We start from the raw sequence: 22,688 nt of genomic DNA, 5'->3' as shown, positions 1-22,688 counted from the left end.
GATTCACCGGTCAGTCCCCCATGTGCGGGTAGCGGTACTCGGTGGGTGGGACGAAGGTTTCCTTGATCGTGCGCGCACCGACCCAGCGCAGCAGGTTCAGCGGAGAGCCCGCCTTGTCGTCGGTGCCGGACGCGCGTGCGCCGCCGAACGGCTGCTGACCGACCACCGCGCCGGTCGGCTTGTCGTTGACGTAGAAGTTTCCCGCCGCGAATCGCAGTGCGGCGCCGGCCTGTTCGATCGCCTGCCGGTCCTGCGCGAACACCGCGCCGGTCAGCGCATAGGGTGCGGCGGCATCGACCTCGGCCAAAATGGCCGCGTACGAACCGGGTTCGGCGTCGTCGTAGACGTGCACCGACAGGATCGGGCCGAAATACTCGGTGGCGAAGGACTCGTCGTGCGGATCGTCGGCCAGCAGCACCGTCGGCCGGACGAAATAGCCCTCGCTGTCGTCATAGGTGCCGCCGACCGGGATGGTGACTCCGGCATCCCTGGCGCGCCGGATCGCGGCGGCGTTCTTGTCGAACGAGCGCTGATCGATCAGTGCCCCACCGAAATTGGCCAGGTCCGTCACGTCGCCGTAGGTGAGCCCGTCGGTCAGGTGCAGGAAGTCGTCACCCATCTTGCGCCAGACCGATCGCGCGATGTAGGCGCGCGAGGCCGCCGAACACTTCTGCCCCTGATACTCGTACGCGCCGCGAATCAGCGCGGTCCGCAACGCATCCGGATCGGCCGACGGATGCGCGACGATGAAGTCCTTGCCGCCGGTCTCCCCGACCAACCGCGGATACCCGTGATACCGGCCGATATTCGTGCCGACCTGCTGCCACAGGTACTGAAAGGTCTTGGTGGAACCGGTGAAATGAATCCCGGCCAGCTGCGGATCGGCCAGCGCCACCTCCGACAGAGCGATGCCGTCGCCGGTGACCATATTGATCACACCCGGCGGCAGGCCGGCGGCCTCGAGCAATCGCATCGTGTAATACGCCGACAACGTCTGCGTCGGCGACGGCTTCCACACCACCGTGTTGCCCATCAACGCGGGCGCGGTCGGCAGATTCCCGGCGATCGCGGTGAAGTTGAACGGCGTGATCGCGTAGACGAACCCCTCCAGCGGCCGGTAATCCAGCCGATTCCACACCCCTGCGCTCGACTCCGGCTGCTGCGCCATGATCTGCCGCGCGAACGCCACATTGAACCGCCAGAAATCGACCAGCTCGCACGGCGCATCGATCTCCGCCTGCTGCGCTGTCTTCGACTGCCCGAGCATGGTCGCCGCGGCCACCGTCTCCCGCCACGGCCCGGCCAGCAAGTCCGCGGCCCGCAGGAACACCGCCGCCCGCTCGTCGAACGGCAGTGCCCGCCACCCCGGCGCGGCCGCCATCGCCGCGTCTATCGCGCCCTGCGCTTCGGACTGCGTGGCATCGGTGTAGGTCCCCAGCACCTGACTGTGTCGATGCGGGGCGACGATATCGTGCCGCTCCCCGATCCCCGGCCGATGTTTACCGCCGATGACCAGCGGCACCTCGACGGTCTCCGCAGCGATCTCGGTCAGCTTGGCGACCAGCAGTTCCCGCTCGGGACTGCCGGGCGCGTAGGAATGCACCGGCTCGTTGGCGGGGGTAGGAACAACCGTGACAGCGTCCATACTTCAGGCTAACGCCGGCTCGCGCCTCGTGCCCTTGCCCGTCGTGCGTGTCGGGTCTCCGTCAGTGCGAGCCCGACCGGGTTACGCCGCGGCGGTCAGTCGTTCGGCGGCGGCGGCGATGCGCTCGTCGGTGGCGGTCAGGGCGATCCGGACGTGCTCGGTGCCGGTGGGCCCGTAGAAGTCGCCGGGCGCGGCCAGGATGCCGCGATCGGCGAGCCAGTCGAGGGTGGTGCGGCAGGCTTCGCCGCGGGTCGACCAGAGGTAGAGGCCCGCTTCGGAGTGATCGATGCGGAAACCGGCCTGCTCCAAGGCCTTTCGCAGAACCTCGCGACGGACCCGGTAGCGCTCGCGCTGCTGCGCCTCGTGCGTGTCGTCGCTCAGCGCGGCGGTCATCGCGGCCTGGATGGGGAACGGCACCATCATTCCGGCGTGCTTGCGCACTTCCAGCAGTTCGGTGACCAGAGCCGGGTCGCCCGCGACGAAACCGGCACGGTAGCCGGCCAGGTTGGAAGTCTTCGAAAGCGAATGCACGGCAAGCAGATTCGTGTGGTCGCCGGCGCAGACCTCGGGGTCGAGGATGGACACCGCGCGACCCTCCCAGGTGAGCCCGAGGTAGCACTCGTCGGAGGCGATGACCACGTCGCGTTCGCGGGCGAATTCGACGACCTTGCGCAGGTGGTCGACGCCGAGCACGCGACCCGTCGGATTCGACGGCGAGTTCACGAACATCAGCGCCGGTGTCTGCGGGCCGAGCTGGGTGAGCCCGTCGGCGCGCACGATCTGCGCGCCCGCGAACAGTGCACCCACCTCATACGTCGGGTAGGCGACCTCGGGAATGACGACCAGGTCGTCCGCGCCGAGGCCGAGCAGCCGGGGCAGGCCGGCGATCAGTTCCTTGGTGCCGATCGCGGGCAATACCGAGGCCGGGTCGAGACCGGTGATCCCATAACGCCGCTTGAGCGCGTCGACCGCGGCCGCGCGCAGCTCGGGGGTGCCATGGGTGGCCGGATAACCGGGTACCGCCGAGGCCGAACTCAAGGCCGTGCGGATGAGCGGATCGACCGGGTCCACCGGGGTGCCGACCGACAGGTCGACGATCCCGCCGGGATGCGTCGCCGCCTTCGCCTTCACCGAAGCGATGGTGTCCCAGGGAAAGTCGGGGAGCAGACTGCTGACCCGGTTACGCGCGGACACGGCAGAGCTACTCGCTCGCCATCGGCGGCAGTTCCTTGATGAACGGCGGGTCGTACTCGACCTGGCCGACCTTGGTCGCGCCGCCGGGCGAACCCAGCTCGTTGAAGAAGTCGACGTTCGCGTTCACGTAGCCGCTCCACTGGTCCGGGGTGTCGTCTTCGTAGAAGATCGCCTCCACCGGGCACACCGGTTCACATGCACCACAGTCCACGCACTCGTCGGGATGGATATACAGCATGCGACCACCCTCGTAGATGCAGTCCACGGGGCATTCCTCGATGCATGCCTTGTCCTTCACGTCAACGCACGGTTCAGCGATGATGTACGGCACTGCCGTTCTCCTAGTCTGTCCTCACCTTGCGGGGATAGTCCGCCCAGCGAAACCCTATCCGGACACCCCACGCTACTCCGGGTCAGCCTTACCTAACTTCAGATGTTCCGCACGCCACTCTCGCCGTCCGAAACCCCGGTCAGGACCAGGCCGTTCGGAGCCGTCCCACGTCATCGCGGGTACGGCTCCAGCTATTCGGAACCCTCCCGGTCGGTTCGCCGGTATTCCGGCAATCCGGCCAGATCCGAATTCGATCGCCGCGTGGAGCCTTGCCTATCACCGCCACCGGCAGTTACCGGAAGCCTACGCCGCTATCCCACGGTGAGGGGTAACGCCGAAACCTTGTGCTGCGGAACGCCGTACGTGGTGGTCCGTTCGCGGGCCGGGCGGCCGATGCCCGCGGCGATGTCCACCAGCTCCGCGACGGTCTTCGCCGAGCCGTGCTGCGAGCCGGCCATCCGGGAGATGGTCTCCTCCATCAGCGTGCCGCCGACGTCGTTGGCGCCGCTGTTCAGCATCACCCTGGTGCCGACCGTGCCGAGCTTCACCCAGCTGGTCTGGATGTTCTCGATCCGCCCGTGCAGCATGATCCGCGACAGCGCGTGCGCGGCCTGGTTGTCCCGGTTCGTCGGCCCCGGCCGCGCGGCGCCCGCCAGGTACAGCGGCGCGCTCTGATGCACGAACGGCAGCAGCACGAATTCGGTGAAACCGCCTGTCTCGTCCTGGATTCCGCGCAGCACGCGCAGATGGCCGACCCAGTGCTTCGGGTTGTCCACGTGCCCATACATCATGGTCGAGCTGGAGCGCAGGCCGATCTGATGCGCGGTGGTGATCACCTCGATCCACGCCGAGGTGGGCAGCTTGCCCTTGGTGAGCACCCAGCGCACCTCGTCGTCCAGGATCTCCGCGGCGGTGCCGGGGATGGTGTCCAGGCCGGCCTCCTTCAGCGCGACCAGCCAGTCCCGGATGCTCTGCCCGCCGCGCGAGGCGCCGTTCACGATCTCCATCGGGCTGAACGCGTGCACGTGCATGGACGGCACCCGCTGCTTCACCGCCCGCACGATGTCGGCGTACCCGGTGACCGGCAGGTCGGGGTCGATGCCGCCCTGCATGCAGACCTCGGTGGCGCCGTCGACGTGCGCCTCCCAGGCCCGGTCCGCGACCTCGTCCATGCTCAGCGTGAACGCGTCCGCGTCGCCCTTGCGCTGGGCGAACGCGCAGAAGCGGCAGCCGGTGTAGCAGATGTTGGTGAAGTTGATGTTCCGGTTGACCACGTAGGTGACGTCGTCGCCCACGGTGTCGCGGCGCAGTTGATCGGCCAGCGCCGCCACTGCCTCCAGGTTCGCGCCGTCCGCCGTGGCCAGCGCGAGGTATTCGGCGTCGGAGAGCCCGGCCGGATCCTTCTCCGCCGCCCGCAGCGCGGCGAGCACCTCGGAGTCGAGGCGTTCCGGCGCGACGACCGCGAGGTCGCGGGCCTGCTCCCGGATGGTGTCCCAATCGCCGAACGCGCCGACCACGTCCTGGCCGATCGCGGAATCGCTGCGGCTCTCGGTGTTGCGGCCCTCGGTATCGATCGAGGTGTTGAGGTCGACCCGGCCGGCGGACTCCCAGGACTGGTCCGGTTCCTGCCAGGGCAGGCCGACCGGCATCGCGTCCGGGTTGGCCAGGCCGGTGACCGGATCGCTGAGCGCGGCGACGTGCACGCCGATCCGCGGGTCGATCCACGGGCTGCCCGCGCGCACGTACTTCGGGTGCGCGGAGGTCCGCTCGACCAGCTGATAGCCGGCCGCCTCGGTGATCTCGCGCAGCGTGTCCAGGTTCGGCCAGGGGCGTTCCGGGTTCACGTGGTCCACCGTCACCGGCGACACGCCACCCCAGTCGTCGATGCCCGCGTCGATCAGCGCCAGGCAGTCCTCGTGCGACACCAGGTTCGGCGGCGCCTGCACCGGCACGTCCGGGCCGAGCAGCAGCCTGGTCACCGCGATGGTGGCCAGGAACTCCTCGATGCCCGCGTCCGGGACATCGCGCATGGCGGTGTCGTCCTTGGCCCGGAAGTTCTGGATGATGACTTCCTGGATGTGCCCGAAAGCCTTGTGCTGCTTGCGAATCGCCATGATCGACGCGGCCCGCTCGGCGATCGTCTCGCCGATGCCGACCAGCAGGCCGGTGGTGTACGGGACGGACAGCCGACCGGCGTCGGTGATGGCGCGCAGCCGGACCGCCGGGTCCTTGTCCGGGCTGCCGTAGTGGCATTCACCCTTCTCGGTGAACAGCCGGGTGGCGGTGGTCTCCAGCATCATGCCCATCGACTGCGCGACCGGCTTGAGCCGGGAGATCTCCTCCCACGACATCACACCGGGGTTCAGGTGCGGCAGCAGGCCGGTCTCCTCCAGCACCATGATCGAGACGGCGCGCAAGTAGTCCAGGGTCGAGTCGTAGCCGCGCTCGTCGAGCCACTGCGCGGCCTCCGGCCAGCGATCCTCGGGCCGGTCGCCCAGCGTGAACAGGGCTTCCTTGCAGCCGAGGGCGGCACCGCGCCGGGCGATGTCGAGCACCTCGTCGGGTTCCAGGAACATGCCCTTCCCCTCGGCACGCAGCTTGCCCGGCACGGTGACGAAGGTGCAGTAATGACACTTGTCCCGACAGAGGCGGGTCAGCGGGATGAAGACATTGCGCGAATAGCTGATCGTCTTGGGGCGTCCGGCCGACTCCAACCCGGCGTCACGCACCCGCGCCGCACTGGAGCTCAGATCTTTCAGATCGTCGCCGGTCGCGTGCAGCAGGACTGCGGCCTCGTCCACGTTCAGCGTGACGCCGTCCCGGGCCCGGCGCAGGGCCCGGCGCATGGCCGACGGAGAAGGGGGTGCAGCAGGAATGGTCGGATTCGGCAGTTCGGTCACGCTTGCGCCTCGCTGACGCTCGGCTCCACCGCGACCGATGGGGCTGTGTTTGTGGTTCCTTCGCTACGCTCAGTCACAGCTTCGATCATGCGCTAACCATCCGGACCTGTCTCCTTCCGATGCTGATGAGTGAGCGTAGCGACCGGAACCCACCGGGCGCGGGACGCGCCGCTCACCACGGAGCCCTGGGACAGCGAGGCACCATGTGAGCGTTGACAACTGCGCGAGCCGCGGGGAAATTCCATCGGCGCCCGGGCGAATTCCGGCAGTGCCGGTCCGGGTACGCCGCGCCGCGCGCGATCGGCAGCCCCCGAGGGCGGAGTTCATGGAACCATGGCAAGCATGTCGCAGCCGCGCACGATCATGGCCGATCCGGCCTGGCGCCCCAGTCCGAAGGCGAAACTCTTGTGGACCATTCAGGCCGTCCTGGTCTGGGTGGTTCCGTTCGCGGCGCAGCTCGTGTGGGCAGTGCTCGACTCCGGCAACCGGGGGTGGCAGCTGGGCGTGTTCCTGGTGACGCTGGTACTCGCCGGGCTGAATATCGGGGTGGTGCCGTGGTGGCGGTACGCGGTGCATCGGTGGGAGGTGACCGAGGAGGCCGTATACACCAGGGTCGGCTGGCTCACCCAGGAGAGCCGGGTGGCGCCGATCTCGCGGGTGCAGACGGTGGATACCGAACGCGGGCCGTTGGAGCGGTTGCTCGGGCTGGCCACGGTGACGGTGACCACCGCCTCGTCGGCCGGCGCGGTGCAGATCTCCGAACTCGATCTCCCGGTGGCCGAGGAGACGGTCACCCGGCTGACCCGGATCGCGGCGCAGCATCGGGGCGACGCGACGTGAGTTCTGTGGAGGCGCTCGCGCCGGAGACCGATCAACCGTGGTCGCGGCTGGACAAGCGAATGCTGCTGGTACATCCGGTCACCGAGGTGGTGAAGTTCATCCCGGTGCTGATCGGGTCGGTGATCCTCGGCACCAGCAGCGGTAATCATGTGTGGAGCATCATCCCGCTGGCCTTGATCGTCGGGTTCGCGCTCACCCGCTGGTTCACCACCACGTATCGGGTCGGGCCGACCCATGTCGAGCTGCGCACCGGCCTGGTGCAGCGCAAGAAGCTCGCGGTGCCGCGGTCGCGGATCCGGTCGGTGGACATCGAGGCGGACCTGCTGCACCGGCTGCTCGGGCTCGCGGTGCTGGCCATCGGCACTGGGCAGCAAGCGGATTCGGGCGAGAAGTTCAAATTGGACGCGCTGGATGCGCGTTTGGTACCCGACCTGCGTACCGCGTTGCTCGCGCACACCGGCGCGGCACCGCAAGGCGTTGCCGGACAACCTGTTCCGGACGATGCCGCGGTCACCGAAACCAAAGACGCGCAACCCGGACGCGAGATCGCGCATTGGAATCCGGGCTGGGTTCGGTACGCGCCACTGTCGTTGACCGGTTTCGCGATCATCGCGCCGATCGTCGGCCTGGCGTTCCAGTACGGCGTCGGGCAGGTGCTGTTCCGTTCGGACGCGGTGCAGCGGGTGGAGAACGGCGGCGCGGCGCTCATCGCGATCGGCACCGCCGGGTTGCTCGTGGTGATCGTGCTCATCGTCAGCCTCGCGGCCTGTGCGCGTTATCTGACAACGTATTTCGGCCTGCGGGTGATCGACGACGGGCGGACGCTGCACCTGCGCCACGGCCTGTTCACCACCCGGCAGATCACCCTGGATCTGGCCCGATTCCGGGGCGCGACGGTGAACGAGCCGCTGCTGCTGCGGCTGGCCGGGGCGGCCGAGCTGGAGGCCATCATGGTCGGGGCGAGCCCGCGGCAGAAGATTCTTCCGCAGGCGCCGCGCACCGCCATCGAGCACACGCTGAGCCATCTGCTCGCGCCGGATGAGTTCCAGGACAAGGCCATTGCCCCGCCGGCCGGTCCGACTCCCGGCAGCGCCCCGCTGATCCCGCACGGGCCGATCGCGCGGCGCAGGCGGTACACCCGAACGCTGGCCCCGATCGCCGTGGCCGCGCTCGTCATGCTGGGCTTTTCGGTTGCGGGCGCGGGCTTTTCGCCGTGGTGGTATGTGCTTCCGGTGGTGCTGGTTCCGATCGCGATCGCGTTGGCCGAAGACCGGTATCGCGGCCTCGGCCACACCGTGCTACCCGAAACCCCTACCAGCCCAGCCTGGTTGATCGCCCGGTCCGGCTCACTGGGCCGGGACCGGGACTGTCTGGAGGCGCCCGGCGTGATCGGCTGGACCGTCCGGCAATCGTTCTTCCAGCGCCGGGCCGGCGTCGCCACCGTCGTCGCGGCCGCCGCCGCGGGCAAGAAGCGCTATCACGTGCTCGACCTGCCGATCGAGGAAGCCTGGGCCCTCATCGACTCGGTGACGCCGGGGCAACTGGGCCAGCGCTAACGCCGGCTGAACAGCCCGGAATTGATCCGGATGTAGATGTAGATCAGCGGTGGCACCAGTCCGCAGAACAGCAGCAGCACGGTGCGCCAGTCGCTGGCCAGCATGATGTCGCCGCCGGGGCCGGTGCTCGCGCAGACGAGGAACCCGAAGGTCCACGCGGCCAACGGCAGGAACATCGCCGCGACCCGCGTCGAGACGGCGCGGGCACCCAGCACGAGCAGGATGTTCACCACGCCCGCCAGCACGCCCGACAACGGAACCGCGGTGCTGCCGAAATAGGTCGGCAGGTACAGCACCTCCAGCGCCAGCGTGATGAACGCGTCGATCACCAGCACCACCAGGATGAGCGGCGCCAACCAGGGCGCGACCGGGGCGGGCGACTCCAGATAGGACACCGGCGCGCGACCGCCCGGCTGACCGTCGACCGCCGTCCTCACGGCACCGGCGGGAAGCCGAGCAGGGTCAACAGGTGACTCTGCATATCGACGAACCCGTACAGCACCGTCAGATACAGGTCGTGTTGCGCCTGCCAGTTCGGCTTCATGCTGTCCACGAACGCGGCGATCGCGTCCTGGACCGACCAGTTGTACATGGGAGCGAGTCTATTCCGGCGCCGCGGCGGCCGTGCCCCGCATGATCACTTCTCGCCGTCGATCGGAATGTTGGCCACCACCGGGAACTCGCCGGTGTAGCCCATTCGCTCCTCGGCGATGGACAGCACCCGCTTGCGCGCCACCAGCCAGCCGACGATCAGCATCGGGATGATCAGCACCAGCGAGGCGACGGTCCAGGTACCCACCGGATAGTCGAAACCGGTCAGCACCACCACGAAGAACAGGAACACCAGCGTGAGCAGCCCGGTGTAGGGCGCGCCGAACATGCGGAACGACGGCCGCTCCGCCTTGCCCTGCTTGCTCCACCGCCACAGCTGCAACTGGCACAGCACGATGGTGGCCCAAGAGGCGACGATGCCGAGCGAGGCCAGGTTCAGCACGATCTCGAAGGCCCGGTCCGGCACCACACCGTTGAGTGCGATGCCGACCAGCGCGATCAGGCTGGTCAACAGGATGCCGCCGTAGGGAACGCCGTTGCGCCCCATCACGCCGGTGAACTTCGGCGCGCTGCCGTTCATCGACATGGACCGCAGGATGCGCCCGGTCGAGTACAGGCCGGCGTTGAGGCTGGAGAACGCGGCGGTGAGCACGACCAGGTTCATCACGCTGCCGATGCCCGGCACGCCGAGCATGGTGAAGAAGGTGACGAACGGGCTCTCCTTGGCGGTGTACGCGGTGTACGGCAGCAGCAGGCCGAGCAGCACCAGCGAGCCGACGTAGAAGATCGCGATCCGGGCGATCACCGAGTTGATCGCGCGCGGCATGATCTTGGCCGGGTTCTCCGTCTCGCCCGCCGCCGTGCCGACCAATTCGACCGCCGCGTAGGCGAACACGACGCCGGAGACGACGACGACCAGCGGCAGCACACCGGTCGGGAACAGCCCGCCGCTGTCCGCGATCACGCTCGGCCCGGTCGGGTTGCCCTGCACGGTGAATCGGCCGATCAAGAAGATCGTGCCGACGATCAGGAACGCGCTCAGCGCGAACACCTTGACCAGCGCGGCCCAGAACTCCATCTCGCCGAACCACTTCACCGAGATCAGGTTGATGCTGAGCACCAGGATCAGCGCGATCAGCGCGAGCAGCCACTGCGGGATGCTGCTGAACCCGGACCAGTAGTGGAAGTACTGGGCGATCGCGGTGGTGTCGGCGATGCCGGTCATGGACCAGTTGAGGAAGTACATCCAGCCGGCCACGAACGCGGCCTTCTCGCCGAAGAACTCACGCGCATAGGACACGAACGACCCGGAGGACGGCCGGTGCAGCACGAGTTCGCCGAGCGCGCGCAGGATCAGGAACGCGAAGAATCCGCAGACGCCGTAGACCAGGAACAGTCCCGGTCCCGCGTTGGCGAGCCTGCCGCCCGCACCGAGGAACAGCCCTGTGCCGATGGCGCCACCGATGGCGATCATCTGCAGCTGCCGCGGTTTGAGACTCTTGTGGTAACCCTCGTCCTCGAGGCTGAGGTGAGCCTTGTCGCCGACCGCCGTCATGAACCGCTTCGCCCTCCACATCGATGAATTCGAGATCACGGGAACGGTACCCGGCGAAAAATTTCGAGGTAACAGCAACCCTCAAGCTACGAATATTCGCAGCTCAGGGCACATTCGAAGATTACGCCGAAATCTGGAAGGAAGTGCGGAAGGCCAGCCGCAGCCGCGCTAGAAGTTCACTGTTCGAGGCCGGCGAACAGATCATGTTCACGGCCGTCCGTACCGACCGGTCCGCGTCGACCGCGCACCAGGGCGTAGCACTCGGCCGGCAGTACCGGCTGAGCAACATTGTTGGACAGGGCGAATTCGCGGCCGGACGGCGCCAGCGTGACCTGCGTGGCGTGTGCCCGCAGCGCGGCCCGCTTTGCCGCGAGCGCGTCGGACACGTCGATGGTGGTGGTCACGGTGCGGCTCGGCACGCTCGCCAGTTCGCCCTCGGCGGGCAACCGCCAGCCTGGTGGCAACGCGCCGGGCAACCCGTCCACGGTGCGCTTGGCCAGCGCGCTCGTGTGCTGCCGCAGCATGTCGGCGTCGGTGACGGTCCAGTAGAACTTCGGCGTGTCCCAGCCCTGCTCGGCCGCGGAATGCACTGCGGCCGTGGTGATCTGGTGGGCGCGAATGTGATCGGGGTGGCCGTAGCCGCCGTTCGGGTCGTAGCTGATCACCACCTGCGGCCGCAGTTCCAGGAGCACCTCGGTCAGCGCGCGCACGGCCGCGTCGCCCGACTTCACGAACACGCCCGGCTTGTCCGCCGCCGGGGTGCCGGCCATGCCGGAGTCGCGCCAGTGGCCCGCGCCGCCGAGGAACCGCGGCGGCGCGGCGTCCAGGGCCTGCAACGCCCGGGTCAGTTCGAGAATGCGGTAGCCGCCGAGTTGGTCGGCGCGATCGGCGGTGAGCTGGGCCCACTCGTCGCCGATCACCTCGCCCTCCTCGCCGAGCGTGCAGGTCACCACGGTCACCGGCACACCGCGGCGCCGGTAGTGCGCGATCGTGCCGCCGGTGGTGATGGTTTCGTCGTCCGGGTGCGCGTGCACCAGCAGCAGACCGCCGGTCATTGGATCTTTCGCCATTGGCCGGCGTCGCCGAAGATGCCCACCTGGATGCTGCCGCTGAGCGACGCGCCGTCCACCCGCGGGCCGGCCGCGGCGACCACGTTGTCCTGCACGATCGGCAGCACCGTGGCCAGCTCCCACAGCTTCGGCTCGGCCTCGGCCAGCACCCGGCCGGTCTCGATGCCGCGCAACGCCTCGTCCATCGGCAGTTGCAAGGTGGGGTCGCACACCCCGGACAGGTTGGCGGGCGCGCGGCGCGCCGGGTCCGAACTCTGCTGCGCCGTACCGGCGGCCCCGGTGCCGGGTTCCGGTGGCGGGCAACCGTATCGGGAGGCGAGCACGGTGGCCGGATCCGAACCCGCACGCTCCCAGCCGACGATCGCGTCGACCGTGCCCTCGACGAGCTCGCGCCCGTAGAGCTGATCGGCGGAGATGCTGCGCACCGTGGCATCGATTCCGGCACTGCGCAATTGGTCGGCGGCGGTATTGGCCACCGAGATGGCGGTGGTGTCGCCCTCGGCCGCGCCGATCCGGATCGACAGGGATTTACCGTTTTTCGCGACCGGTCGCGGCGTCGGCGCGGGCGAGGTCGGCGAGTTCACCGGCGGCGGCTCCGGCGCGCGGCCGTAGCCTGCCTCCGCGAGCAACGCGAACGATTCCTCGGCCGGCGGCCGCGGCGGCGAGGTGGGCGCGTAGCCGGGATCGGACGGCGAAAGTATCTGTGCGCGAGCCGGTTCCACCCAGCCACCGGTCTGCGCGCCGACCGTGGCGAGCAGCGCCGGATCGAGCAGCGCGAGCACCGCGCGGCGGACCCGGATGTCGCTCACCGGTCCGGTCCTGGCGTTGAGCGCGAGTTGCAGCACCCGCGACTGCGGCATGATCGCGGTGCGCACCGACGGAATCGCGGCCAGCTGCGCCTGCGTGGCGACGCCGCCGTGCACCAGCGTCATCTGTGCGTCGTTGGTGCGCAACGACTCCGCCAGCTGCGCGGGCGTGCCGCCGCGGCGCAGCAGGATCTCGTCCGGCGCGGCCGGGGTGCCCCAGAAGCGCGCGTTGCGCTCCAGCAGGACCTCTTCCCGCTGCGGATCGACGTTCTTGATCGCGAACTGCGAGCCGGACACCCGGATGCTCTTCACCCAGCCGTCCTGGAACCCGCCGGGCGAATCCTTCATCAGATGCGAGGGCAGCAGATTGGTGAACAGCTGCTGCCACGCCGGATACGGCTCGCGCATCTTCACCGTGACCAGCTTGCCGCCGTCGGCCGAGCCGATGTCGGTGATCAGCCGGTAGCCCGCCGAGTCGATCACGCCGGGCTGGGAAATCATCTGCTGCCAGAGGAATTGGAAGTCCTCGGCGGCGATCGGCGCACCGTCGGACCAGTTCGCCTCGTTGCGCAGCGTGTAGGTGATGGTGAACGGATCCTGCGCGCTGACCTCGGCCGAGGCGAGCAACGACGTGTCCGGCACCCAGTCCGTGACGCCCGGCGCCACCTGACTCGGCACCGGCCGGAACGGGCTCGGCAGCACCATCGAACTCAATGCTGCCGAGGCCGGCGACTGATCCGAACGCAGGTGCGGATTGAACCCGATCCCGATCGTGTCGATCGCGACGACCACCGTGCTCTTGCCCGGCTTCGCCTGCGTCGTCTTCGGACTGTCCGTCGTCTCGATCGGCGGTGGCGGGTTCGCCGTGCAACCGGCGAACACCGTCAACGACGCGGTCACGATGATCAACAGTGCGCGCCACGTGGCGCGATTCCTTGCCCCCGTGCTCACGCTGCGCACTCTACCCGCGACTTACAGCGCGGCCCGGTCCCGAGCCTTCCGACGCGACAGTTCGCGGCCACGCTCGGTCGCGCCCAGGATCACCTTGCGCACCCGGACCACCTCCGGTGTCACCTCGACGCACTCGTCGTCGGCACAGAACTCCATCGCGGCTTCCAGATCCAGCTGCAACGGCTTGGCCAGCGTCTCGAACACATCCGCGGTCGCGCTGCGCATGTTGGTCAGCTTCTTCTCGCGGGTCACGTTGATGTCGAGATCCTCGGCGCGCGGATTGATGCCGACGACCATGCCCTCGTAGGTGTCCGCGCCCGGTTCGACGAAGAACTGGCCGCGATCGGCGAGCTGGATCATCGCGAACGGGGTCACCGAGCCCGCGCGGTCGGAGACCAGCGCGCCGGTGTGCCGGGCCCGGATCTCGCCGGCCCACGGCGCGTAACCGTGCGAGACCGCGTTGGCGATGCCGGTGCCGCGGGTGTCGGTGAGGAAGTCGGTGCGGAAACCGATCAGGCCGCGCGAGGGGACGATGAACTCCATCCGCACCCAGCCCGCGCTGTGGTTGGCCATCTGCACCATCTTGCCCTTGCGGGCGGCCAGCAGCTGGGTGACCGCGCCGAGGTACTCGTCGGGGCAGTCGACGGTCAGCTCTTCGTAGGGCTCGTGCACCTTGCCGTCGACCAGCTTGGTCACCACCTGCGGCTTGCCGACGGTCAGCTCGAAGCCTTCGCGGCGCATCTGCTCGACCAGGATGGCCAGCGCGAGCTCACCACGGCCCTGCACCTCCCAGGCGTCCGGGCGGCCGATGTCGAGCACGCGCAGCGACACGTTGCCGACCAGTTCCTGATCGAGGCGCGACTTCACCATGCGCGCGGTGAGCTTGTGTCCCTGCACCCGGCCGACCAGCGGCGAGGTGTTGGTGCCGATGGTCACCGAGATGGCCGGCTCGTCGACGCTGATCCGCGGCAGCGCGACCGGGTTCTCCAGGTCGGCGAGGGTGTCGCCGATCATGATCTCCGGAATGCCCGCGATGGCGACGATGTCACCGGCCACGGCGACCTCGCCCGGCTGGCGCTCGACGCCGATGGTCTGCAGCAGCTCGGTGATCTTGACCTGCTTGACGCCGTCGCCGTGCATCCACGCGACGTTCGCGCCCTTGCGCAGCTCGCCGCTGTAGATGCGGACCAGCGCGAGGCGGCCGAGGAACGCGGACGCGTCGAGGTTGGTGACGTGCGCCTGCAGCGGTCCGGCCGGATCGCCCTTGGGCGCCGGGATGTTGTTGAGCAGCACGTCGAACAGCGCGTCCAGGTTCTCCGCGTCGGGCTCGTGCCCGTTCTCCGGACGCTCCATGGACGCCTTGCCCGCGCGCCCGGAGGCGTAGAGCACCGGCAGGTCGAGCGCGAGCTCGGCGGCCTCGGCGGCGGAGTCGTCCAGATCGGAGGCCAGGTCGAGCAGCAGGTCGTGGCTCTCCTCGACGACCTCCTCGATCCGGGCGTCCGGCCGGTCGGTCTTGTTGACCACCAGGATCACCGGCAGCGACGCGGCGAGTGCCTTACGCAGCACGAACCGGGTCTGCGGCAGCGGGCCCTCGGAGGCGTCGACCAGCAGCACGACGCCGTCGACCATGGACAGGCCGCGCTCGACCTCACCACCGAAGTCGGCGTGGCCGGGGGTGTCGATCACGTTGATGACGGTGACGGAACCATCCGCGTGGTGCCTGTGCACCGCGGTGTTCTTCGCGAGAATGGTGATGCCCTTCTCGCGCTCCAGGTCACCGGAGTCCATCACCCGGTCGACGAGCTCGGCTCGCTCGGCGAACGCGCCGGATTGCCGGAGCATGGCGTCGACCAGCGTCGTCTTACCGTGGTCGACGTGCGCCACGATGGCGACGTTGCGAAAATCGCGCGCAGACGACACGCTGAATCCTCCTGCTGTTAGGTGTAGGTACCGGCCGACCCCTGCAAACAGGTGGAGAATCGAAACTCACCGGGCATTGCGGCCATATACACCCTACCTGCGTTCGGGTCACCCCTCCGCGCCAGGCACGTAACTAAGGGTATGCTAACCGACATGGGCAAGGTCAAGGCTAAGCAGGTTTCGCGTCTGAAACCCAAGAAGAAGTGCTGTCGGAAAAAGACGCGCTGCGTGAAATGCCCTGTGGTCATTATGCGTATGAAGAAGTGCGAAGCCGCAGGCATCTGCGGCAAGGACCTGAAAAAGGCGCTCAAGCAAGCCCGCGCCGCCTGACCTTTTCGTCCCCTCCCGACGGGTCTCGCACCCGGCTGCGCTCGAACGTTCCGGCAATGACGGACATCACTCTCGGCACAGGTGTAGAACCGGGTTATGAGCGCCCCGCTGCTGACCGAAACCGAACTCGAACAGTCACTGACCGAACTGCCGGACTGGACCAGGGACGGCGATGTGCTGACCCGCACCGTCCAGGCGCCCACCTTCCTCGCGGGCATCGAGCTGGTCCGCCAGGTCGCCGAGGCGGCCGAGGCCGCCAATCATCATCCCGACATCGATATCCGCTGGCGCAAGGTCTCCTTCGCGCTGTCCACCCATGATTCCGGCGGTCTCACCGCGCTGGACGTCGAGTTGGCGCGCAAGATCGATCACCTGGCCGCACAGCTCGGCTGACCCGGTTCAGGCGGCGCGCGCCTGGCCTTCGGCGGCCACGTGCGCCGCCCCTTCCGGGTCCGGCTTCGCCCGCCGGCCGACCCGGATCACCCAGGCGAAGAACACCAGCGTGCCGAGCACGTCCACCGCGCCGAGCCAGGCCAGCACGGCGGGCCGCGGAATCGTCCAGATCGAATCCTGGAAGAACGAGAGCACCCACGGCACCCCGATCAGCGTGTTCACCAGCCAATAGCCCGCGATGAGCTTGGCTCCCGGGGCCCGCCGCAGCGGTCCGTAGAGCAGCCACAGCACCATCGGCAGCAGCCAGACCCAGTGATGCGACCAGGAGATCGGCGAGACCAGCAGCCCGAACAGCTGCACCATGATCAGCGTGCCCATCCGGTCGTCCGGCCCGAGCACCCGCCAGGCGAAGAACGCCAGCACCGCCACCACCAGCACGCCGGCCATCCACCACGGTCCGGACTGCACGTCGTAGCCGAGGATGCGGCTCAGCGTGCCGCGCAGCGACTGGTTCCACACCGAGCCGACCGGGCCGATCCGGTCGGCGTCGCCGAGCAGCGTGCCGAAGTAGCGCCGCGCCTCGTGCGGGGCGATCAGGAAGCTGATCCCGACCGTCGCGCCGAACACCACCGCCGACCAGACCACCGCCAGCCAGCGCCGCTGGGCGACGAAGTACAGACCGCTTATCGCCGGGGTCAGCTTGATCCCCGCGATGACGCCGATCAGTCCGCCGGACAACCACCAGCGCGAGCTGCGCACCGCGATCATCGCGCCGAGCACCAGGAACACATTGACCTGGCCGTAGTCGATCGTGGTGCGCACCGGTTCCATCCACATGCCCAGCGCGGTCCAGCCGACCGTCGCGGCCTGCCAGCCGGGCTCGCTCGCCCGCTCCGTGCCGAGGATCAGCTCCAGCGCGATGCGCACGACCACATAGAGCGCGGCGACGGTGGCCAGCAGCCAGCCGACCGCGACGGCGGTGAACGGCAGATAGTGCAGCGGGAAGAAGACCAGCGCGGCGAACGGTGGATAGGTGAACGGCAGCGGGAAGTCCGGCGTCTTCTCCGCGTAGGTGAAGTCGTAGAGCTTGTCGGTCAGCAGCGACGCCGACCCGTCCACGTAGACGTGGAGGTCGACGACGTTGATCCCGTTCTTGTTCAAGAACATCCAGAGCAGCCGTGCCAGCACGGACAGACCGAGTGCCGAGACAGCCCATCGGAGTTGACGGTTCAAATCGCAGGCTTTCGACTCGGGTGCGGTAGGTCGGCCCGGCACCCGGCGATGCGGGTGTTCGGCGACAAGAATGGATGGCTGGGACTAGATTAACCGCAGCGCCGATCCCGATCGCCGCGCCCTCGTATCACCAGATCCCTTCCGAATCACTGATAACATTTGCATCACCTTTCACACCAGTAACACCAGTAGCGCGCTACCGTCTGATAACACTGATCGTCCGCAGCACCTGTAGGGCGACGCAGCTGTACACATAGCCGCGATGTCCCTAGAGTGACCCCCGAAACGATGGCTTTTCAGCATCGGCCCCAGATGTACCCGAGGTAAGGACGGCTAGACCAGTGCTTCGCACCCGAGGATCGCGGATTGCATTGTCCGCGCTCGCCATCGCGGCGAGTGCCACGCTTGCCGCGCCGATGACGACAGCTGTCGCGGCGCCCGCGCCCGCGCCTGCGGCGACCCCGAACTCCGTGCCCATGGTCCCGGAGGGTGTCCCGATCGACGCCCTCGCCGCCCTGGCCCCCGCCATCGTCGGCTCGATCGCCGGCCCCGCCGATATCGCGGCAGGCCCGCAGTCGGCCATCCTCGATCAGGCCCGCAAACTGCTTGCGACGCTGGCCCTCCCGCCGCAGATCAAGTCGACGCTGGAACGGATCATCACCTTCCTCGACGGCAGCGGTGGCGGTGGCCCCGAGCTGCCGCAGGAGGGCCCGGTCATCGCCCAGTTCCTCTACCCGACCATCGGCAAGGGCTGCATCGGCCCGACCGCCGACTCGATCGGCACCGCGCTCGCCGTCGCCGGCCCGGCCCAGCTGCCGCCGCCGGGACCGAAGGCCGGTCAGGCCGGGTTCGTCTTCACCGCGCTCGGCACCAAAGCGCCGACGGTGGAACAGAATCCGCCGATGACCGTGCAGTGGATGAACCTGGACACCCGGCAGTCCGGCCTGCTGCCGCTGACCGACGAGGCCAAGATCAACCCCGGTGGCCCGGCCACCCTGTCCGCGATCGCCGACACCGGCGCCGGCCGCGTCGTCGCGGTCATCTCCGGCTCGCTGACCACCAAGGCCGACGACGCCGACCCGCGGACCTGCTCGTTCCTGCCGACGCTGGGATTCTTCACCGTCGCATAAGTTCCGACGCACAATGGCGGCGACTCTTCGGGGTCGCCGCCATTGCGTTTTTACGACACCACTACGGAGAATCGCTGCGATGACCCCTACCCGGGGTGCCGATTGTGGTAGACCGCTAACTATGGCGACGATCGAACATTCGATACGGCCCGGCCGCTCCATCCGGAGCAGGCGCTCGCATCGATCGATACTGTCCATCCGGTCCGAGGGCTCGATTCTGTCCATCGGGTCGGCCTACTCGATCCTGTCGATCGGCAGCGTCGGCTCGGTGTTGTCGATCGGGTCGGTCGGCTCGTTCGGGTCGGCCATCTCCTCGTTCTCGTTCACCAGCCTCGGTTCGGCGTTCTCCGGACTGTCCCGCTGGTCGCTGTTCTCCTGGCTCGGCGATCACGAGGCGCCGGACTCCCGCCCGACGCTACGGGTGGTGCCGGACGAGGAACCCGATCTGCGCGAAGCCCCGCTGAGCCACTGCCAGACCTAGCGGGTCACCACTGCCCGTAGTCGGCGGCGAGCGCGTTGTTGAGGTCGATGCCGATGCCGTCGAGCGAGCGCTTGTCGATCTCGAACTGATGCAGGTGCGCGGCCGGGTGCACGACTCCGTTGGAGCCCCAATTGTGCTGCCAGTACCAGGAACACAGGCCGGCGGCGCGGGCCAGTTCGATGGTGGGCGCGTTGGCGTACATGCCGGTGTTCTCCTTGCCGAGCACCGACTGCCAGCCGAGGAGATAGGGCGCGATCATGGTGGCGAATTCGACGGCGGTCGGGTTGTCGTCGATGGCCGCGTAGATCGGCACGTCGTCCGGACCGCCCGCGGCTAGGTGCAGGTCAAGGCCGCGCTGGGCGTGCTTCTTGCCCGCCTCCAAGCCGCCGCGCCAGTCTGCCGTCGGCCCCTTGCCGAACTGGTAGCAGGACACGATGTCCAGGTTCGCCGCGTGCAGCTCGTCGACCTCATTGGCGCGCAGCGGTTTGCCCGCCATCCATTCCGCGCCCGGGCGACGGTCCGAGACGTACCGGATCACGCCGAGATGGCCTGCGTCCCTGATGGACTCGGCCGAGGGCACGCCACCCGCGTAATCGATCAGGGTGCCGAACGAGCCGGCGGAAGCGGGCTTCGCGGAAACGGTCAGGCCGATCGCGGCTGCCGCTGCGGCATACCCGAATAGCTCACGCCGGGATACAGACTTGGAACGCATCGCAGGACTCCTTCGCGCAACCCCGACCATGGATGGCAGCGTGCCCGGCGCACCTTCCCCAAACACATAGGCACGCGCCGGGAGCCTCGAACGTGTACTTATTTCACCATATTCACATGGGAACCGCTAGACCCACGGGACACACCCGTTCACATTGGTCACACTGGTGCGCGCGCGGGTGTCCGGGGCGAGCTCTGGCTGGTGGTGGCTAGCGCACGCCGCTCATGCGGGCGGCGACGTCGATCGTCCGGCCGGAACTGTTGGCCAGTTCTTTGCGCACGACGCTCGCCACCTGGGCGATCACCTGTTTCTTGATGCCAGCGAGCGCGCCGAGCGTCGCCGCCCGCACGCCGTGCGCCTTGAACTCCAGGCGGATGTCGTCGAGGTCCGGCGGCGGCACATCGATGACGACCAGCAACGGATCGGCGGCGCGCGCGGTCAGCACCAACGGCACCTCCACGTCGGCGCGATAGCGATTGGCTTTGAGCACGTCCACGGTGATGTCGAGGCTGACCGGCAGTGTGAGGTCGAAAGACCGTGGCGTGTCCGTCTTGTCGTCCAGTTGCGGCACCCGGACGCTTCCGCGCACCGTGACCGTCGCCGACTTACCCGGGCCGGTCTTCAGCGGCCCGATCTCGATCGGCCGGCCCGCCATCCGCTCCACCACGTCGAACACCCGCTCCCGGGTCACGATGCGGGAGAAGAACCGGTGCCCGAACTCGTCGTAGCCGATCCAGTCGAACTCCGCCTGCTCCCGGTGCTCCGACCGGGTGCCGCTCACGATCGCCTCGACATCGAAGACCCGGCTGCGGCGGGCCTGCGGATCGGCGAGCATGGCGTTCACCCGCGACGCGACCTCGCGTTGCACCAGGCCCGCGATCGGGTCGAGCAGCATCTCCCCCGCCGCGTCCATCGCCTGGGCGCGCAGCACGAAGCTGACGTCGCGCTGGGTGACCGGCGGGATATCGATGACGATCAGCAACGGATCGGCGGTGCGCGCGTGCAGGGTCAGGTCGATCTCGACCCTGGCCTCCAGCCGCAGCTTCTTGCCGCCGAGCATCACCTTCAGCGCCAGCGACACCGGCACGGTCACGTCGAACGTGACGTGCGGGCCGCTGTGCAGCACCTTCGGCGTGCCGACCTTGCCCTCGGCGACGAATCCCGCGAGCCCGGCCGGGCCGAGGGAGAACGGGCCGATGGTCATGCCGCGACCGGTCATCCCGGACACCGCGGCCTCGATCCGGTCCTTCGTCACCGCGTGCGTGACGAAACGTTCGCCGAAATCGGCATAGTCGATCCAGGCCGGATCGCTACTCGGTTCGTCGGTCGACTGCATCAGATGTTCCGGAACCCTCACCGCTCGATGGACAACGGACACGGTACGCGACCGACATTGCCCAGAACTTGCACGAGTCTGAACCCGAGATCCCCGTCCTGCCGATGAGGGGGAGGCAGGGCGGGGATCGGCGACAGCGCTGCCGGGCGCCGTCACTATCTATCGTAGGGCTATCCCGCGCGCTCATCGGCCGTCTGCCCGCACCGGCTACCGCAGGCCGCCGGCAATCTCGCTCACAAGCGGCCGAATCCCACGATTCCCGGCACCTGGGCCAGCGCGAACGTGTGGATACTCACCTCGCCGAACTCGTTGCCGCCGATGGTCGTCACCGTCCCCGCTCCGGATTTCAGCACAATGTTCGTGTGCTGGCCGAATGGACTGGTGCTGTCGTACATCAGCACGTCACCTGTGCGCGGCTGATACCCACCGATCGGCGCGAACCGCCCGGCACTCGCGTAGTACTCCTGCAACGTGTAGACGCCCGGGATCCGCCACGACCCCGAATTCGGGTTCGCCAGCGGCACACCCGCCTCCCGCATCACCCAGCTGACGAAGTCCGCACACCACGGTTCGCTCACTCCTTCGGCGTACTTGCCACCCGAGCCCGGACTGCGAAACTCCTGCGCGGTCACCGCGACAATCTTGGCCTGCGTCGGATCCAGGGCCGACTTATCGATCGCCGGGAAGGCGGTACTGCGTTCCCCGACGATGGCCGCCGGATTCGAGTGGTCCTGCCACCAACGGACTCCTACTACCCCGGCGCCCGCGAGCGCGATCACCACCAGCCCGATCACGAGCCACGGACCCACTCGCCGACCAGTTTGCCCATGCCGAGGCCCCGCATTGCGTGACCGCACCCGATGCGACCCCCTGACCTGCTGTTCCGTCATCTTTCCCCCACGTTCGTCGTGCTCGCGGCCGGTCTCGGCCCTTGCTGAATTGGACGAACGAAGAAGTCGAACGGTTCCCGCCGAAAAATCACTTTCCCCGCCGACACTCTCGAGGTACCGTTCTACCACCTCATCCCAGAAGGGTAGATACCAATGGGTTTGAACATAAAAAACGAGAAGGTGCACGCCTTGGCGCGTGAGGCAGCGGAACGGATGGGGATGTCCCAGACCAGCGTCATCGAGGAGGCACTGAAGCGCATGTTGAAAGAACTCGACACCGAGCAGCACGCTCGGCTCAACGATCTCCGGCTGATCGTGGCGGATATCCACGCGGTCATGCAGGAATCCGGACAACTGCCGTTGACCACGGACGATCTCTACGACGATGAGGGGATGCCCGCGTGATCGTCGATGCGTCCGCCCTGCTCGCAATCCTCAACGAAGAGCCGGAATCCGACTCGTTCACCGAGATTCTGGGCACGACCCACAGCCTCGCGATGTCGGTCGTCAACCATTTCGAAGTAGCGATCAAAGCCGACCGGCATCCGAACCCGGTGTTCGCCCGTCGTGCTGATCAGCTGGTCGAAACCGCGCGGATCGAGCTCGTTCCTGTCTCGCTCGAGCAGGCCGCGATAGCCCGCGCCGCGTACCGCGATTTCGGCAAGGGCAGCGGGCACAAGGCACAGCTCAACCTCGGCGATTGCTTCGCTTACGCACTCGCCACCGTCAGAAAGAAGCCGCTGCTCTACAAGGGCAACGACTTCGTCCACACCGATATCAGATCCGCGGTCTGACCTCGGCGCTCGGTTCCGGGCGGCGCGCCGCCGCCCGGAATACCGTCCGGGCGAAGTGAATCCGCGCTA

Annotated in this window: 22 protein-coding genes; 8 read left to right on the top strand and 14 right to left on the bottom strand. The window is 68.0% G+C overall.

What is annotated here, in order from left to right; translation table 11 throughout:
• Positions 1-10: 10 nt before the first annotated feature.
• The 4 genes from pruA to F3087_RS13815 form a co-directional block, all read right to left on the bottom strand.
• The gene (gene pruA / locus F3087_RS13830) at positions 11-1,645 is read right to left on the bottom strand and encodes an L-glutamate gamma-semialdehyde dehydrogenase (protein WP_150402312.1); all 1,635 of its coding nucleotides are present in this window, start codon (positions 1,643-1,645) and stop codon (positions 11-13) included.
• Between the two features lie 81 nt (positions 1,646-1,726).
• Positions 1,727-2,839: a succinyldiaminopimelate transaminase gene (gene dapC / locus F3087_RS13825; RefSeq protein WP_150402311.1), complete on the bottom strand. Its 1,113-nt coding sequence runs from the start codon at positions 2,837-2,839 to the stop codon at positions 1,727-1,729.
• Between the two features lie 7 nt (positions 2,840-2,846).
• Positions 2,847-3,170 (bottom strand): ferredoxin, encoded by a 324-nt coding sequence (gene fdxA / locus F3087_RS13820; protein ID WP_150402310.1) that lies wholly within the window; start codon positions 3,168-3,170, stop codon positions 2,847-2,849.
• A gap of 311 nt (positions 3,171-3,481) precedes the next feature.
• Entirely contained in the window at positions 3,482-6,070 is a 2,589-nt protein-coding gene (locus tag F3087_RS13815) for a bifunctional FO biosynthesis protein CofGH (RefSeq protein ID WP_223885061.1), read from the bottom strand.
• Between the two features lie 342 nt (positions 6,071-6,412).
• Here F3087_RS13815 and F3087_RS13810 point away from each other — a divergent pair, with 342 nt between their 5' ends.
• Positions 6,413-6,910 (top strand): PH domain-containing protein, encoded by a 498-nt coding sequence (locus F3087_RS13810; protein ID WP_150402308.1) that lies wholly within the window; start codon positions 6,413-6,415, stop codon positions 6,908-6,910.
• A 59-nt stretch (positions 6,911-6,969) separates the two neighbouring features.
• Positions 6,970-8,466, top strand: coding sequence for a PH domain-containing protein (locus F3087_RS13805; RefSeq protein ID WP_396897562.1), 1,497 nt, complete (start codon positions 6,970-6,972; stop codon positions 8,464-8,466).
• Here the strand turns inward: F3087_RS13805 and F3087_RS13800 are convergent.
• From F3087_RS13800 to typA, 6 genes are all read right to left on the bottom strand, one after another.
• Positions 8,463-8,903 (bottom strand): hypothetical protein, encoded by a 441-nt coding sequence (locus F3087_RS13800; RefSeq protein ID WP_223885060.1) that lies wholly within the window; start codon positions 8,901-8,903, stop codon positions 8,463-8,465. The genes F3087_RS13805 and F3087_RS13800 overlap by 4 nt on opposite strands.
• Positions 8,900-9,058, bottom strand: a complete 159-nt coding sequence (locus F3087_RS45935; protein WP_191093948.1) for a hypothetical protein — start codon at positions 9,056-9,058, stop codon at positions 8,900-8,902. The genes F3087_RS13800 and F3087_RS45935 overlap by 4 nt, the downstream gene beginning before the upstream one ends.
• A 45-nt stretch (positions 9,059-9,103) precedes the next feature.
• A complete protein-coding gene (locus F3087_RS13795) occupies positions 9,104-10,573 on the bottom strand; it encodes an amino acid permease (protein WP_150402848.1) in 1,470 nt (489 codons plus the stop codon).
• Positions 10,574-10,749: 176 nt separating this feature from the next.
• Positions 10,750-11,628, bottom strand: coding sequence for an N-acetyl-1-D-myo-inositol-2-amino-2-deoxy-alpha-D-glucopyranoside deacetylase (mshB, locus tag F3087_RS13790; RefSeq protein ID WP_150402847.1), 879 nt, complete (start codon positions 11,626-11,628; stop codon positions 10,750-10,752).
• Positions 11,625-13,409 (bottom strand): ABC transporter family substrate-binding protein, encoded by a 1,785-nt coding sequence (locus tag F3087_RS13785; RefSeq protein ID WP_375922543.1) that lies wholly within the window; start codon positions 13,407-13,409, stop codon positions 11,625-11,627. Before F3087_RS13785 ends, mshB begins: the two co-directional genes overlap by 4 nt.
• A gap of 12 nt (positions 13,410-13,421) precedes the next feature.
• Positions 13,422-15,320 carry a translational GTPase TypA gene (typA, locus tag F3087_RS13780; protein WP_150402306.1) on the bottom strand — a complete coding sequence of 633 codons (1,899 nt, stop codon included), beginning with the start codon at positions 15,318-15,320 and terminating at the stop codon, positions 13,422-13,424.
• A 153-nt stretch (positions 15,321-15,473) separates the two neighbouring features.
• On the opposite strand from typA, the gene F3087_RS45930 reads away from it, so the two are divergent.
• Positions 15,474-15,650, top strand: coding sequence for a hypothetical protein (locus F3087_RS45930; RefSeq protein ID WP_191093947.1), 177 nt, complete (start codon positions 15,474-15,476; stop codon positions 15,648-15,650).
• A gap of 96 nt (positions 15,651-15,746) precedes the next feature.
• Complete coding sequence (locus F3087_RS13775) at positions 15,747-16,043, top strand: 4a-hydroxytetrahydrobiopterin dehydratase (RefSeq protein ID WP_150402305.1); 297 nt, start codon at positions 15,747-15,749, stop codon at positions 16,041-16,043.
• A gap of 6 nt (positions 16,044-16,049) precedes the next feature.
• On the opposite strand, the gene F3087_RS13770 is transcribed toward F3087_RS13775, so the two are convergent.
• Positions 16,050-17,318, bottom strand: a complete 1,269-nt coding sequence (locus tag F3087_RS13770) for a mannosyltransferase (RefSeq protein ID WP_150402304.1) — start codon at positions 17,316-17,318, stop codon at positions 16,050-16,052.
• Between the two features lie 299 nt (positions 17,319-17,617).
• Between F3087_RS13770 and F3087_RS13765 the strand changes: the two genes are divergently transcribed.
• Both F3087_RS13765 and F3087_RS13760 read left to right on the top strand, forming a co-directional pair.
• Positions 17,618-18,406 carry an Rv1157c family protein gene (locus tag F3087_RS13765; RefSeq protein ID WP_150402303.1) on the top strand — a complete coding sequence of 263 codons (789 nt, stop codon included), beginning with the start codon at positions 17,618-17,620 and terminating at the stop codon, positions 18,404-18,406.
• Positions 18,407-18,527: 121 nt separating this feature from the next.
• Positions 18,528-18,887: a hypothetical protein gene (locus tag F3087_RS13760; protein WP_150402302.1), complete on the top strand. Its 360-nt coding sequence runs from the start codon at positions 18,528-18,530 to the stop codon at positions 18,885-18,887.
• Between the two features lie 4 nt (positions 18,888-18,891).
• Here F3087_RS13760 and F3087_RS13755 read toward each other — a convergent pair whose 3' ends face one another.
• From F3087_RS13755 to F3087_RS13745, 3 genes are all read right to left on the bottom strand, one after another.
• Positions 18,892-19,599, bottom strand: a complete 708-nt coding sequence (locus tag F3087_RS13755; RefSeq protein WP_150402301.1) for a DUF1906 domain-containing protein — start codon at positions 19,597-19,599, stop codon at positions 18,892-18,894.
• 208 nt (positions 19,600-19,807) lie between these two features.
• Positions 19,808-20,935 carry a hypothetical protein gene (locus F3087_RS13750; protein WP_150402300.1) on the bottom strand — a complete coding sequence of 376 codons (1,128 nt, stop codon included), beginning with the start codon at positions 20,933-20,935 and terminating at the stop codon, positions 19,808-19,810.
• Positions 20,936-21,168: 233 nt separating this feature from the next.
• Positions 21,169-21,744 (bottom strand): CHAP domain-containing protein, encoded by a 576-nt coding sequence (locus F3087_RS13745; RefSeq protein ID WP_223885058.1) that lies wholly within the window; start codon positions 21,742-21,744, stop codon positions 21,169-21,171.
• A gap of 234 nt (positions 21,745-21,978) precedes the next feature.
• Here F3087_RS13745 and F3087_RS13740 point away from each other — a divergent pair, with 234 nt between their 5' ends.
• Both F3087_RS13740 and F3087_RS13735 read left to right on the top strand, forming a co-directional pair.
• Entirely contained in the window at positions 21,979-22,230 is a 252-nt protein-coding gene (locus F3087_RS13740; protein WP_150402298.1) for a type II toxin-antitoxin system VapB family antitoxin, read from the top strand.
• Positions 22,227-22,619, top strand: a complete 393-nt coding sequence (locus F3087_RS13735) for a type II toxin-antitoxin system VapC family toxin (RefSeq protein ID WP_150402297.1) — start codon at positions 22,227-22,229, stop codon at positions 22,617-22,619. Before F3087_RS13740 ends, F3087_RS13735 begins: the two co-directional genes overlap by 4 nt.
• Positions 22,620-22,688: the final 69 nt, after the last annotated feature.

Origin of the sequence: Nocardia colli (assembly GCF_008704205.1) — a bacterium.
Classification (GTDB): Bacteria; Actinomycetota; Actinomycetes; order Mycobacteriales; family Mycobacteriaceae; genus Nocardia; species Nocardia colli.
Note: the sequence above shows the minus strand (reverse complement) of the source record. Positions and strands in the feature narration are given on the sequence as shown.

Coding starts and splice junctions, on each gene's coding strand:
- pruA (WP_150402312.1), bottom strand. CDS start 1,645: ATGGACGCTGTCACGGTTGTTCCTACCCCCGCCAACGAGCCGGTGCAT.
- F3087_RS13810 (WP_150402308.1), top strand. CDS start 6,413: ATGTCGCAGCCGCGCACGATCATGGCCGATCCGGCCTGGCGCCCCAGT.
- F3087_RS13805 (WP_396897562.1), top strand. CDS start 6,970: ATGCTGCTGGTACATCCGGTCACCGAGGTGGTGAAGTTCATCCCGGTG.
- F3087_RS45935 (WP_191093948.1), bottom strand. CDS start 9,058: ATGTACAACTGGTCGGTCCAGGACGCGATCGCCGCGTTCGTGGACAGC.
- F3087_RS13795 (WP_150402848.1), bottom strand. CDS start 10,573: ATGACGGCGGTCGGCGACAAGGCTCACCTCAGCCTCGAGGACGAGGGT.
- mshB (WP_150402847.1), bottom strand. CDS start 11,628: ATGACCGGCGGTCTGCTGCTGGTGCACGCGCACCCGGACGACGAAACC.
- F3087_RS45930 (WP_191093947.1), top strand. CDS start 15,474: ATGGGCAAGGTCAAGGCTAAGCAGGTTTCGCGTCTGAAACCCAAGAAG.
- F3087_RS13775 (WP_150402305.1), top strand. CDS start 15,747: ATGAGCGCCCCGCTGCTGACCGAAACCGAACTCGAACAGTCACTGACC.
- F3087_RS13760 (WP_150402302.1), top strand. CDS start 18,528: ATGGCGACGATCGAACATTCGATACGGCCCGGCCGCTCCATCCGGAGC.
- F3087_RS13755 (WP_150402301.1), bottom strand. CDS start 19,599: ATGCGTTCCAAGTCTGTATCCCGGCGTGAGCTATTCGGGTATGCCGCA.
- F3087_RS13750 (WP_150402300.1), bottom strand. CDS start 20,935: ATGCAGTCGACCGACGAACCGAGTAGCGATCCGGCCTGGATCGACTAT.
- F3087_RS13740 (WP_150402298.1), top strand. CDS start 21,979: ATGGGTTTGAACATAAAAAACGAGAAGGTGCACGCCTTGGCGCGTGAG.